Genomic DNA, 13,192 nt, shown 5'->3' with positions numbered 1-13,192 from the left:
ATCTAGGGGAGGACAAGGATGAGGGGACGGACAGTCAGGCTTTCGGCTGCAAGGCGGCTTGTCGGAGATCTCATGCGGTTTTCGATCGGCATACCGCGCGTCACCGTGCAGCGGCAAATGAACCTGCGCGCGCTGGTCGACGCCAGGAGTGCCTGCGACCCGCGGCCGTCATGGACCGTGCTGTTTCTGAAAGGATATGCGCTCCTGTCGAAGGAGACCCCGGACCTGCGGCGCGCCTATATCAAATTCCCGAAGCACCAGCTCTATGAATATCCCGAAAGCGTGGCCTCGATCGCCCATGAGCGCGAGCACGAGGGCGAGCGGATCGTTCTCCTGAGCACGATCAAGGGTCCCGAACAGCGCCCCATCCCGGAGCTGGAAAAACTGATCCAGGAAGCGCGCTCGCGCCCGATTGCCGAGATCAAGGAATTCCGCCGCTCGCTCAAGCTTGCCCGCGCGCCGGCCTTTCTCCGCTGGTCGCTGATGTGGCTCGGGCTCAACCTGGGGCGAAAGCGGGCGCGCTATTTCGGCACCTTCCAGCTGTCGGTCTATTCCGGCCTCGGCGCCGAATCCCTCAATCCCCTGACGCCGCTCACCACGCTCCTGAACTACGGGCCGATCGATGCGGAAGGAACGGTGACGGTGCGCATCCATTACGACCACCGGGTCATGGACGGCGCCAGCATTGCCCGCGCCTTGGAACGGTTCGAAAGGATCCTGAACGGCGACGTTGTCGACGAGGTCAGGGGGCTCAAGCAGGCGGGAAAGCCTGCCGGCATATCGATTGCGGGAAGGGCACCATGAGCGTCAGCGCCGAACTCCGCCTGGCTGTCGTGGTCCTCGGCGCATCCCGGGGCATCGGGCGGGCCATTGCCCGGGTTGCCGCGCGCGATGGCAATATCGTGGTTCTGGTGGCGCGCTCCCCCGAGGACCTTGCGGCGGCGGCGGCCGAAATCGTCGGGGCAGGCGGAGAAGCCTTCACGATCGAACTCGACCTCGCCTCTCAGGATGCATCGTCGCGCCTGGAGGCTTTTCTTGCCGCAAAAGGTCTGGCCTGTGGCGTCCTGGTCAATAGCGCCGGCTATGGCCTGCGCGGCGCGGCAACCTCCCTGCCCGCCGATGAGCAGCTCGGCATCATCGACGTCAACATCCGCGCGCTCGCCGACATGACCCTGCGCTTCCTGCCGGGCATGGTGGCGCGGCGCAGCGGCGGCGTCATCAATCTCGGCTCCGTCGCCGGTTTCGCGCCGGGCCCCTACATGGCCTTCTACTACGCCAGCAAGAATTTCGTGCGCGCCTTCTCGACCGCTCTGCATGAGGAGGTCCGCCGCTTCGGTGTGACGGTCACCTGCGTCGCCCCCGGCCCTGTCTCGACCGACTTTCTGGAAAAATCCGGCGCCGACCGGGCTGCCCTCTTCAAGGTGCTGCCCAAGCTCGATGCCGACTATGTGGCCCATGAGGCATGGCAGGGTTTCAAGTCCGGCCGTCGCCTCGTCGTTCCCGGCATCTCTTCGAAGCTCGCCGCTTTCATTGCGAGAATTTTGCCTTCGGCGATGGCCCTGCGCCTGATCGGCCGGGCCCAACGCCGCAAGAGAGATCCGAACCCCCGTCGGCCGGAAACCAGCATTGCGGCACCGGCTCGTAAACCGGAATCGGCTTTCGGAAAGCCCGACGCCTAGGCTCCGGGAGTTAAGGCGTCCTTCGTGCCTGCGGCCGGACATGCAGCGCTTCAGCTAAGGCTGCAATGCCCGGGATCATCGCTGGTCGGTGCTGCGCGCGAAAACCTGCTTCGAACCCTCAGACTGATCGGCCTGCGGTGTCTCGCGCCTGATCCGCAGCCACCAGTTCGCGCTTAGCCGCGGCGCCGACAGCTGTCCATCATGAGGAGATGGTTTCACCACCTCGTTCTGAATGCGATTGCCTTTTCCGGGCGCAATGTCGTCAGCGCAAGCCATGGTCACGGGAAGAGCAAGAGCCGCGCCCGCAAGGAGCGCTCTCCAGGCATGTCTCGCAGTGCTTGGCATGACGAGCAGGTTTCTCATCCTCCCATTCAGCCAGAATATTAGCCTTTACGGAAGTACGAAACGGTAAATGCACCGGCAGTAGACGTAAATATACTGACGGTCCGCTCCTGTAACGCTCATACATGGGAGCGCGGACGTGGCAAGATAAACATTCATTCGATTGACTGAAATCTCCGTTGGGGTTATATGTCAGTCATGAGCGATGAACAAAACCAACCGAACCGCGCCGAAATCACCCGGGAAAAGCTGCTTGCCGCAGCACTCGACGTCTTCGGCCGCCACGGCTTCGACGGCACCTCGACACGGCAGCTGAGCGAGGCGGCGGGTGTGAACCTGCAGGCCATTCCCTATTATTTCGGCGGCAAGGAAGGGCTCTATATCGCGACGGCGGAATATCTGGTGTCGCGCATCGAGCGTCATGTCGGCGCCCTGCGCCAGCAGATCGTCGCGCATATCATGGCGCTCGATGCCACCGGGCAGACGCTGACGGCAGACGATGCCCGTCATTTCCTGACACAGCTTACGGAGACCATGGTCGGCATCTTCGTCAGCAAGGAATCGGAGCCCTGGGCGCGTTTCATCACACGCGAACAGATGGAGCCGACGGAGGCCTTCACCCGCATCTACAAGGGCCTGATGGGTCCGATGATCGAGATGGCGCGACGGCTGATCGGCACCATCCTGCGCGAGGATCCGGCTTCCGAGCATGTGCGCCTGCGCACGCTGGCCTTTGTCGGCAACATCATGATCTTCCGCCTCGCCCACGCCGCCGTCCTCGCCCAAATGGAATGGCAGTCGGTCGGATCAGAACAACTCCAGAGCCTGCGCAAACTTGCCGCAGAACTTGTCGGCCTTTTAGAGCCGGCGAAAGGAAATACTCCATGAAACGGATCGTCCCCCTTGCCATCGTTATTCTCGTAGCCGCCGGCGGTGCCGCCTGGTGGTACGGCCTGCCGCAGAAGTTCGGCTGGCTGCCGGAACGATCAAAGGAATTCGCGCTCTACGGCAATGTCGATATCCGCCAGGTCTCCCTCGGCTTCCGCGTCAATGGACGGCTGGCCTCGCTCGCCGTCGATGAAGGCGATACGATCAGCAGTGGCCAAGTGCTCGGCAAGCTCGACGCGACACCTTACGAGGCAGCCGTTACGTCCGCAGAGGCCAATGTCGCCGCCCTGCAGGCCACGCTCGACAAGCTGAAGGCCGGCCCGCGCCAGACGGAAATCGCCCAGGCCCGCGCTGCCTATGACGAAAGCGTCGCGGCGCTGCACAATGCCAATCTCACCTATGAGCGCGCCCGGCAGCTTCGCCCGCAGGGCAATATCTCGGAAGCGAACCTCGATCTGGCAACCGCCAATCGCGCAATGGCCGCGGCCCGCTCCGATTCCGCCAACGAAGCGCTGAAGCTGCTGCAGGAAGGCAGCCGCGTGGAAGACATCGATGCAGCCGATGCCCAGTTGAAGGCAGCGCAATCCGCTCTGGTCTCCGCCCGCATCTCGCTTGCCGATACGGAACTGCGCGCCCCGAATGACGGCGTCATTCTGTCCCGCGTGCGCGAACCCGGCGCCATCGTCGCGCCCGCCGACAGCGTCTATGTCCTGTCGCTGACGCAGCCGGTCTGGGTGCGCAGCTATGTGGCGGAAGGCGATCTCGGCCGCCTGCATCCCGGCATGAAGGTCCAGGTGACCTCGGATACGCAAGCCGACAAGCCCTATGACGGCACGATCGGCTTCATTTCGCCGGTCGCCGAGTTCACGCCGAAATCGGTCGAGACGCCGGAACTGCGCACCGATCTCGTCTATCGCCTGCGCATCGTCATCGACAAGCCCGGGCCGGATCTGCGCCAGGGCATGCCGGTCACAGTGCACTTTCCCTCGCTGGCCGCACGATGAGCCCGGTTCCCTCCAAGGCAGATGAAGCGCTGGTCCGGCTTGCCGATGTCACCAGGCGCTTCGGTGATGCCCCGCCGGCTCTCGATGCCGTCTCCGGCGAGGTCAGGGGCGGCGCCATCACCGGCCTCGTCGGCCCCGACGGCGCCGGCAAGACGACGCTGATCCGGCTGATGACCGGCCTCATGCTGCCCGACAGCGGCACTGTCGAGGTGCTGGGCTTCGACACAGCCCGGAACCCGGCCGCCATCCAGGCCTCGATCGGCTACATGCCGCAGCGCTTCGGCCTCTATGAGGATCTCTCGGTCCAGGAGAACCTCGATCTCTATGCGGATCTGCGCGGCCTGCCGAAGGCCGAGCGCGCCGCCGCCTTCGACGAGCTTCTGACCTTCACCGACCTGAAGCGTTTCACGACCCGGCTCGCCGGCAAGCTCTCGGGCGGCATGAAGCAGAAGCTCGGCCTTGCCTGCGCGCTCCTGAAAAAGCCGCGCCTGCTGCTGCTCGATGAGCCGGGCGTCGGCGTCGACCCGATCTCGCGCCGCGACCTCTGGAAGATGGTCGAGAACCTGACGCAGGAAGGCATCGGCGTGCTCTGGTCGACGGCCTATCTGGATGAGGCCGAAGCCTGCGATCATGTCCTGCTGCTCAACCAGGGAAAGCTGCTCTTTTCCGGCAAGCCGCATGACCTGACCGGGCGCGTGGAAGATCGTGTCTTCAAGGTCTCCGGCGTCAGCGGCCGCAGGCGCCAGGTGCTCGCCGAACTGCTGCAGACGAAAGGCGTGATCGACGGCGTCATCCAGGGCGATGCCATCCGCCTCGTGACATCGAAGGATGAGACGCCCGATATCGGCAAAACCGGCGGAGTAAAGCTGACACCCACCCCTCCCCGCTTTGAGGATGCCTTCATCGATATGCTTGGCGGCGGCCCCGGCGGGCGCTCCAAGCTGGCAGAGGCTCAGGGCTCGCCGAGCGAGACCGGCGACCGCCCCGTTATCGAAGCCCATGGCCTGACCAAGCGCTTCGGCGATTTCACCGCCGCCGACAATATCACCTTCGATATCGGCCGCGGCGAAATCTTCGGCCTGCTCGGGCCGAACGGTGCCGGCAAATCCACCACCTTCAAGATGCTCTGCGGCCTGCTGAAACCATCTGGAGGCGAAGGCCGGGTCGCCGGTTTCGACCTGCGCAAGGATGCCGCCGAGGCGCGCAACCAGCTTGGCTACATGGCGCAGAAATTCTCACTCTACGGCGATCTCACCGTCATGCAGAACCTCGAATTCTTCGCCGGCGTCTATGGCCTCTCCGGCAGCCGGCGCCGCGAGCGCATCGAGCTGATGACCGAGATCTTCGATTTCGGCCGCCACGGGCGCTATTCGGCCAAGGACCTGCCGCTCGGCCTGAAACAGCGCCTGGCGCTTGCCTGCGCCGTCATGCACGAGCCGCGCGCCCTGTTCCTGGACGAACCCACCTCCGGCGTCGATCCGATCACCCGGCGCGAATTCTGGACCCATATCAACGCCCTCGTCGAAAAGGGCGTCACCGTGCTGGTGACGACGCATTTCATGGACGAGGCCGAATATTGCGACCGCATCTCGCTGATCTATCGCGGCCGCTCGATCGCTCTCGGCTCGCCCGACGAGTTGAAAGCGCGGGTCGCCACCGAGGAACAGCCGGACCCTACGATGGAGGATGCCTTTATCGCCCTCGTTCAGGACTCCGAAAAGGGGCAGGAAAAGGAGAAAGCCGCATGAGCGCTTCCTCCCGCGGCCGCCGCTTCATCGCCCTCGTCCGCAAGGAGAGCTATCAGGCGATCCGCGACCCCAGCACCATTCTCATCGCCTTCGTGCTGCCGCTGATCCTGCTCTTCCTCTTCGGCTACGGCGTGTCGCTCGATACGACCCGCACCCGCATCGGCCTCGTCCTGGAGCAGGCGACGCCGCTGACACAGGATCTCGCGGCAAGCTTCCAGGCCTCGCGCTACTTCTCCGTCACCGTTGGCCGCGACCGGCGCATGTTCGAAGACGATCTCGTGCTCGGCAATGTGCGGGGCATCGTCGTCATTCCCGCCGATTTCGCCACGGACTACGCCGCCGGCAATCACCCGCAGGTCCAGGTCCTCGTCGACGGCTCGGACCCGAATACCGCCAATTTCGTCCAGAACTATGTGCAGGGCGCGGTCGCCAACTGGGAGCGCCAGCGCCAGTCCGAAACGGTCGCCGCCGGTCCGCCCATCTCGATCGAGCAGCGCTTCTGGTTCAATCCCGAGCTGACCAGCCGCAATTTCCTCGTCCCCGGCTCGATCGCGATCGTCATGACGCTTGTCGGCACTCTGTTGACCTCGCTGGTCGTCGCCCGAGAATGGGAGCGCGGCACGATGGAAGCGATGATGGCGACGCCGGTGACATCGGCCGAGCTGCTCGCCGGCAAGATCCTCCCCTATTTCCTGCTCGGCCTTGCCTCCATGACGCTCTGCGTGCTGCTCGCCGTCTTCCTGTTCGGCGTGCCGTTTCGCGGTTCCGTCATCGCGCTCTATGCGCTCTCTGCCGCCTTTCTCATCCCGGCGCTCGGCCAGGGCCTGTTGATTTCGACGGCGACCAAGAACCAGTTCCTCGCTTCACAGCTTGCACTGATCTCCGCCTTCCTGCCAGCCTTCCTGCTCTCGGGCTTTCTCTTCGAGATCAATTCCATGCCTGAAATCATCCAGTGGATCACCATCATCGTGCCGGCGCGTTATCTCATCCCCAGCCTGCAGACAGTCTTTCTGGCCGGCGATATCTGGCCGATGTTTGCCCGCGCGATCGCCGTGATGCTCACGATCGGCGGCATCATGTTCCTGCTGGCCGCCCGCAGCACCAGAAAGAGGATCGGCTGAGATGTGGTGGACCCGGCTGAAAGCCCTCATCATCAAGGAACTGCTGGCCGTACTGCGTGATCCCAAGGGTCGCTTCGTGCTCATCGTGCCGCCGATCATGCAGCTTCTCGTCTTTTCCTATGCGGCGACGCTCGAGGTGCGCAATGTGGATGTCATGGTGCTGAACCGCGACAGCGGCCATTGGGGGCAGGAACTGATAGAGCGCATCCACGGATCGCCGACCTTCCGCCGCATCGACACAGCAGACAATCAGACCGATATCCGCGAAGCCATCGATGGTCAGTCGGTCATTGCCGCAATCGAGATCGGACCCGATTTCTCCCGCAATATCGAGGCGGGCATTCCGGCCGATCTTCAGATCATCCTCGACGGCCGCCGCTCCAACGCCTCGCAGATCGTTTCCGGCTATCTCACCCAGATCGGCATGACGCTCTCGGCCGAGACGCCGGCAGGCCAGCGCGCCATGGCCAAAACGGTGGCGACCGTGCCGCGCAACTGGTTCAATGCCAACCTCACCTATCAATGGTTCATGGTGCCGAACCTGATCGCCAGCATCGCGCTCCTCATCGGTCTCATCGTCACCGCGCTGTCGATTGCCCGTGAGAGGGAACTCGGCACCTTCGATCAGCTGATGGTCTCGCCGCTGCGCGTCCATGAAATCCTGGTCGGCAAGCTCATTCCGCCAATGATGATCGGCCTCTTCCACATGACGCTCTATATCCTGGCGGCGCTATTCATCTTCGGCGTGCCGCTCAGGGGATCGCTCTTGCTGCTCTATGGCAGCTCGATCTTCTATCTGGGTTCGGTCGCCGGCCTCGGCCTCTTCATCTCGGCGCTCTCGATGACGCAGCAGCAGGCAATCCTCGGCGCCTTCCTGTTCATGGTGCCCGCCATGCTGCTGTCGGGTTTTGCAACGCCGATCGAGAACATGCCGGCATGGCTTCAGCCGGTGACGACAATCAATCCGCTGCGTTATTTCCTCATCATCGTCAAAGGCGTCTTCCTCAAGGATCTTCCCGCGGAGGAAGTGCTGAACCAGACGATTCCGCTGGCCCTGATCGCGACCGCAACCCTCGGCGCCGCCGCCTGGCTGTTCCGCCGCAGGCTGGAATAGCCATCTCACGCACTATAACCCACACGGCCAATCCGTGACTCCTGCGATCAGGAACAACGACTAATCCGGCTCGTTTCCTCAACGCAAACCAAGGCAATTTCCACGGCGCTCACCTGCCGGGAATCGCTGAAGAGTCAATGAGATAGAGCATTTCCGTCTTTCCCTGAAAAACGCAAATGCTCTTGATCGAAGGAGTATCAAAATGTATAAGATCATTCTCGTTTCCGGCGCGCTGGCGCTTTCGTCGCTCACCACCAATGCGATGGCCGACGGAGCCGTGACGGGTGCAGCCGGCGGCGCAATTACCGGCGCCATTGTCGGCGGCCCCGTGGGCGCTGCAATTGGCGGCGTGGCGGGCGGTGTCGCCGGTGCCGTCGTCGATCCGCCGCCGCGCGAGGTCGTAACCTACGTCCAGCAGCAGCCGGCCCCGCCGTCGGCAGTGGTGGTGCAGCAGCCGATCGTCGTCGGCAAGCCGCTGCCATCAGATGTCCAGGTGATCCCGGTGCCGGATAATCCGCGCTATGCCTATACCGTCATCAACGATCGCCATGTGATCGTCGAGCCGCAGACCCACCGCGTGGTTCAGGTGATCGAATAAACGCAAAAGGCCCCGCTTTTCGGCGGGGCCTCTTTCATGTGCGGCTTTCAGAAATGTCAGGGCTTGCGCGGCGTCGTCAGAGCCGCATCAGCGGTATCGACCACAAACACGGCGAGCAGCTTTGCCGGTTTCGTCTTGCTGGCATTCGCGCTGACATCGTGCCGGTCGCCGGGAAGTTCCGTGAAGTTCATTCCCTTGGTGAAGGTCTTCACCTCGCCACCATTCACCCCGCTCAAAATGGCGCCTTCGAGAACGGTCGCATAGATAAGCGCCGATTTGGCATGGGTATGCGCCGAGCTGTAGCCGCCGGGCTCGTACTCGACCAGGACACCTTTCACGCTCTTGCCCGGAACATCCGGAAGCGCGTGCGCGTAAACCTCCGTCACTTTCGCGCCCTTCGACTCGTAGACGAGTTCACCCTTGGTGAGGTCGTGCGCCGAGGCGACGGTGACCGGCAGGACGAGTGCCATCATGGCATAAAGGATCGGTTTCATTATGCTTTCTCCACTTGCGATGCATGATTCTGTTGGCGGAGCCAATCCGCAAGCGCGGTCTGCCCCTGCATGAAGGTGCCCGTCGGAACGAGCGAGGTGGCCGTGACCGGTGCCCCGAAATAGCCAAGGGATGCATCGACGCCGACGCTGCGGCTGTCGCCCTTTGCGGCCAGGTATGTCCGCATAAGTTCGCCAAAGCCGGCGCGGTCCGGGCCGGCAAGGTCGACGATGCCATTATGCGGCTTGCCTAGCGCAACGCTCACCAATGCCGCCGCGACATCATCAGCCGCGATCGGCTGGAACTGGATATCGGGGACGTTCACCGCGCCGTCAGCGGAATAGGCCTCGGCCAGCGTCTCCATGAACTCGTAGAATTGGGTGGCGCGAACGATCGTATAGTCCTGGCCGGAGGCCTGCACCGCATCTTCCTGCGCCTGCTTGCCGCTCACATAGGGATTGCCCGAGAGGTCGCCGGTGCCCACGATGGACAGGACGACATGGTGGCGAACGCTGGCCGATTTCTCGACTGCGGTCAGGTTGCGGGTGGAGGTCGCAAAGAAATTGCGAATGACCGGCTCGTCATAGGAAACGATGTTGGAGACGTCGATGACGGCATCCGCCCCTGAAAGGGCGGCTTCGAGCCCCTCGCCGGTAAAGGCATTGATCCCGTTTCTGGAGCTGGCGACGACGACCTCGTGCCCGGCATTGCGAAGAATGGTGACTGCCCTGGAGCCGACGAGGCCCGTGCCGCCGATGACGACAACCTTCTTGGACGTGCTCATTGTAGCTTCTCCTATGACGAGGCCCGATTGCCCGTCTTTCTTTCGTTGAGTTCAAGGAAAGCGCAGCCGCGGGCGGCAATACCGCCGTCGTCGTCTGCCATGACATCAGCCGCGATGTCTGCGATGGTCACTTTGGCGAGCTCGGCGCGATACGCTCTTTCCGCCTTCAGCATTGCGGCATTGATCTGGCAGGGCTTGGTGAAGTATCGCCCCGGCAGAGGATTGGGTCCGCGCTGGCGGATCTCGGCACAGCGGAAGGCCGGTGCGGGACCTTCCACCGCCAGCACGACGTCGAGGAGAGTGATCTCCTCCTTCGCCCTCGCCAGCCTGTATCCGCCCTTCGGCCCCGGCGTCGTCACGAGCAGCCCGGCGCCCGACAATGCCTGCAGATGCTTCAGCAGATAGGTTGGGGAAACCCCGTGAAGCTCCGCAAGTGCTGCCGCCGACAGCACCCCCTCCTCCGACAATCCGGAGAGGAAAGTCACGCAATGAATTGCCTGCTCGACGCCGTCGCTGAGTTTCATATGCCATCTCCAATCATGGATAAACTTTATCCGCGATTTGAAGCGTCGTCAATATGCCCGGGGTGAACGATGCGTTCACCGAAGTTTCCACGCGGACCGCCCGCGCAATTCCGGTGAGCCAATAAAAGAAAAAGGCCCCGCATTTGCAGGGCCTTAAGCAGGTGGACGCCTCGAAAAGGCGGGAGGTCTTGTCCTAACCGCGATTGCGCAGCGCTTCCGCCTGCGCGTAGAACTTCTTTTCCCACTCCTTGTGATTATCGAGCCCTTCGCGGATGAACGGCGTGAAAATCGCAAGATTGAGCAGGGTCCAGTTGATCAGCCGGGCCGGGAATTTCAGCGGCTTGACGAAATCGATGAAGAGAACGACGCGCGTCTTGTCCGTGTGGTTCCACGCTTCATGCTCATAGGCATCATCGAAGATCAGCGCCTTGCCTTCCTGCCAGTGGCAGATCTGGTCCTTGACGCGGATCGCAAGCTTGTCGGCCGGCTCTGGCACGATCATCCCGAGATGCAGGCGCAGCACGCCATTATAGGGGCCGCGATGCGCCGGCAGGTGTTTGCCGGGTTCGAAGATCGAAAACATCGCAGTCTTCAGGCCGGGGATCTTCTGCACCGCCTTCCAGGTTTCCGGGCAGGCCTGGATGTTCTGCTCGGACTTCACTCCGAAACCGACGAGAAAGAAGGTTTTCCAGCGATTGTCCTTGGAGATGGTCTGCACGTCGGTGGAGATTTCCTGGAAGCTCGGCAGCTCGCTCTGGCGCACCAGCACGCGGTCGAGTTCGGCGCGGATCTGCGGCCAGGCCTTCTCGACCTCCTTCGCCCAGGGAAAGGCGGCATTGTCGTAAACCGGCGGATTGCCGAGTTTGGCATATTTGAAATTCAGGCCCTCGGCCCATGCGACGATGCCCATGAAGAAGCGTGTGATAGCGCTCGGCCGGTCCATGGGAGAGATCCCGGCAGTGGCAAAGTCTTGTGTCTCGGGGGCGGTTTTTGCGGGAAGGGATGTGTTGGCGATAATGTCAGTCATGTGTTTTCCGTTGCCGACTAGAGCAATTCCAGCAAAAATGCACAGCGGCTTTGCATCCGGAATTGCGTCATAACGAAGAAAAGCGCGCTTCCGTATTTTTGAAGAAAAACGGAAATGCTTTGGGTATGACATGGCCTTCCGCAGGAGCCGTCAGGACGGTTTCCGCGTTGGCCATCGAGTAAATATGGCTAGTGCCGGGCGTCGCTCAAGTACACTTAAGTACAGGTTTTAGCGATCAATTGCCGCATGACACCGCCGCGCTGCGAGCGCGTCGGTGTTCAATCTGCAAGGGAAAATATCAGACTTTAAGCTCGCGGCGTTCGCGCTCGGTTACCATGGCAAGGTCGAGCACCTTCTGCAGGTTCGCCGCATGACGGAAGTTCGGATCGAGCTGCACGCCTGTTGCCACAGCCTCGGCAAAGCGCTGGTAATTGGTTGGAACCGGCGGCACGTCGACCGGCTTCCAGGTCGCCGTTTCGACATCGTCGCCGAGGCAGCCATGCAGCTCGGAACCGCTTGGGCGGTGGATGACTTCCAAGCTGCCTTTCTCGCCATAGATGCGCAGCTTCAGCTCGTTCAGATGCCCGGTCGCCCAGCGGCTGGCATGGATGACGCCGAGGGCGCCATTGGCGAAATCGACCGACATGGTGAAACTGTCATTGGCATCGAGCATATATTCGCCGATCTGGCCGCCCGGCGCCTTGTTGAAGGTCTTCAGCCGCGCAAAGACGTGATCGATGTCGGTCGCCGCGCCATAGGCGGCAAAATCCAGGATATGGATACCGACATCACCGAGCACACCATTCGAACCGTGACCCGTCGACAAACGCCAGAGCCAGGTCGATTCCGTGCGCCAGTCGCCCCAGGCGCGTGATACCAGCCAGCTTTGCAGGTAGGACGCCTCCACATGCTTGATCGTGCCGAGCTCGCCCGATAGCACCATCTCGCGGGCGCGCTGCAGCGGTGCGACATTGCGATAGGTGAGATTGACCATGTTGATCACGCCCGCGGTTTCAGCCGCTTCCGTCATCTCCAGCGCCTTCGGATAGTTCTCCGCCAGCGGCTTCTCGCACAGCACATGCTTGCCGGCAGCAATCAGCGCCATGGTGGTCGGATGGTGGATCCGGTCAGGCGTGATGTTGGTCGCCGCATCGAACTCGCCCCAGGCGATCGCCTCGTCGAGCGTCAGAAACCGCTTCTCGATGTTGAACTTGTCGGCAAAGGCGGCCAGACGGTCTGAATCCGTATCGACGGCACCGACTACGGTCACGCCGTCGATATTCATGAAGTGGGCGAGCTGGTTCTTCGCCATCACGCCCGTACCAAGAACGAGTAGTCGCATGGATGCTCCTCAGCGGTAACCGGCTTCGCCGGCCTGATGCAGTCTCGGGCCGCGTTCGACGATCGGCTCCAGTGCTTTTTCTACCGGCACATTTGGAGCATCGGTGATGCTCTTCAATGCACCCTCGGGGTTATTGGCCCACTTCACGCCGTTGATCAGCACCTTCTGCACGGTTGCATCGTGATAGGTCGGGTAGGTTTCGTGACCGGGACGGAAATAGAAGATGTTGCCGGCACCACGCCGCCAGGTCAGGCCCGAACGGAAGACTTCGCCGCCCTGGAACCAGGAGATGAAGACCGTCTCCAACGGCTCCGGCACGGAAAACTGCTCGCCGTACATTTCCTCGTTTTCAAGTTCGAAATGCTCGCCGATACCGGCTGCGATCGGATGGCGCTGATTGATCGTCCACAGGCGCTCGCGCTCGCCCGCCTCGCGCCATTTGAGTGCGCAGGGAGTGCCCATCAGCCGCTTGAAGATCTTCGAGAAATGGCCGGAATGCAGCACCAAGAGGCCCATGCCTTCCCAGACC

The 13,192-nt window shown here is 62.2% G+C and carries 14 protein-coding genes; 8 read left to right on the top strand and 6 right to left on the bottom strand.

Features of this window, described 5'->3' with window-relative positions:
* Positions 1-18 precede the first annotated feature (18 nt).
* The 8 genes from AC1DF8_RS34455 (at position 19) to AC1DF8_RS34420 (ending at position 8,494) form a co-directional block, all read left to right on the top strand.
* Positions 19-804, top strand: a complete 786-nt coding sequence (locus AC1DF8_RS34455; RefSeq protein WP_113208637.1) for a hypothetical protein — start codon at positions 19-21, stop codon at positions 802-804.
* Positions 801-1,679 carry an SDR family NAD(P)-dependent oxidoreductase gene (locus AC1DF8_RS34450; protein WP_478157245.1) on the top strand — a complete coding sequence of 293 codons (879 nt, stop codon included), beginning with the start codon at positions 801-803 and terminating at the stop codon, positions 1,677-1,679. Before AC1DF8_RS34455 ends, AC1DF8_RS34450 begins: the two co-directional genes overlap by 4 nt.
* Positions 1,680-2,219: 540 nt before the next feature.
* Positions 2,220-2,909 carry a CerR family C-terminal domain-containing protein gene (locus tag AC1DF8_RS34445; RefSeq protein ID WP_478157243.1) on the top strand — a complete coding sequence of 230 codons (690 nt, stop codon included), beginning with the start codon at positions 2,220-2,222 and terminating at the stop codon, positions 2,907-2,909.
* Positions 2,906-3,913, top strand: a complete 1,008-nt coding sequence (gene hlyD / locus AC1DF8_RS34440) for a secretion protein HlyD (protein WP_478157241.1) — start codon at positions 2,906-2,908, stop codon at positions 3,911-3,913. Before AC1DF8_RS34445 ends, hlyD begins: the two co-directional genes overlap by 4 nt.
* Complete coding sequence (locus AC1DF8_RS34435; RefSeq protein WP_112972704.1) at positions 3,910-5,661, top strand: ATP-binding cassette domain-containing protein; 1,752 nt, start codon at positions 3,910-3,912, stop codon at positions 5,659-5,661. The genes hlyD and AC1DF8_RS34435 overlap by 4 nt, the downstream gene beginning before the upstream one ends.
* Entirely contained in the window at positions 5,658-6,782 is a 1,125-nt protein-coding gene (locus AC1DF8_RS34430) for an ABC transporter permease (RefSeq protein ID WP_478157239.1), read from the top strand. Before AC1DF8_RS34435 ends, AC1DF8_RS34430 begins: the two co-directional genes overlap by 4 nt.
* Position 6,783: 1 nt before the next feature.
* Positions 6,784-7,896 (top strand): ABC transporter permease, encoded by a 1,113-nt coding sequence (locus AC1DF8_RS34425; protein WP_478157237.1) that lies wholly within the window; start codon positions 6,784-6,786, stop codon positions 7,894-7,896.
* 202 nt (positions 7,897-8,098) lie between these two features.
* Positions 8,099-8,494, top strand: coding sequence for a DUF1236 domain-containing protein (locus tag AC1DF8_RS34420; protein ID WP_478157235.1), 396 nt, complete (start codon positions 8,099-8,101; stop codon positions 8,492-8,494).
* Between the two features lie 56 nt (positions 8,495-8,550).
* On the opposite strand, the gene AC1DF8_RS34415 is transcribed toward AC1DF8_RS34420, so the two are convergent.
* From AC1DF8_RS34415 to AC1DF8_RS34390, 6 genes are all read right to left on the bottom strand, one after another.
* Positions 8,551-8,988, bottom strand: coding sequence for a cupin domain-containing protein (locus AC1DF8_RS34415; protein WP_113208632.1), 438 nt, complete (start codon positions 8,986-8,988; stop codon positions 8,551-8,553).
* Positions 8,988-9,770: an SDR family oxidoreductase gene (locus tag AC1DF8_RS34410; protein WP_478157232.1), complete on the bottom strand. Its 783-nt coding sequence runs from the start codon at positions 9,768-9,770 to the stop codon at positions 8,988-8,990. The genes AC1DF8_RS34415 and AC1DF8_RS34410 overlap by 1 nt, the downstream gene beginning before the upstream one ends.
* A gap of 11 nt (positions 9,771-9,781) precedes the next feature.
* The gene (locus AC1DF8_RS34405; RefSeq protein ID WP_478157231.1) at positions 9,782-10,294 is read right to left on the bottom strand and encodes an RrF2 family transcriptional regulator; all 513 of its coding nucleotides are present in this window, start codon (positions 10,292-10,294) and stop codon (positions 9,782-9,784) included.
* Positions 10,295-10,487: 193 nt separating this feature from the next.
* Positions 10,488-11,321: an ornithine lipid ester-linked acyl 2-hydroxylase OlsC gene (olsC, locus tag AC1DF8_RS34400; protein WP_113016912.1), complete on the bottom strand. Its 834-nt coding sequence runs from the start codon at positions 11,319-11,321 to the stop codon at positions 10,488-10,490.
* A 298-nt stretch (positions 11,322-11,619) separates the two neighbouring features.
* On the bottom strand, positions 11,620-12,663 hold the full coding sequence (locus AC1DF8_RS34395; RefSeq protein WP_112547868.1) for a Gfo/Idh/MocA family protein: 1,044 nt from the start codon (positions 12,661-12,663) through the stop codon (positions 11,620-11,622).
* 9 nt (positions 12,664-12,672) lie between these two features.
* A partial coding sequence (locus tag AC1DF8_RS34390) for a ThuA domain-containing protein (protein ID WP_478157228.1) occupies positions 12,673-13,192 on the bottom strand: 520 nt, incomplete at its 5' end.

Source organism: Rhizobium sp. 05N49, from assembly GCF_056396805.1.
The sequence above is the reverse complement of the archived record's forward strand: the minus strand, read 5'-3'. Positions and strand labels throughout refer to the sequence as shown.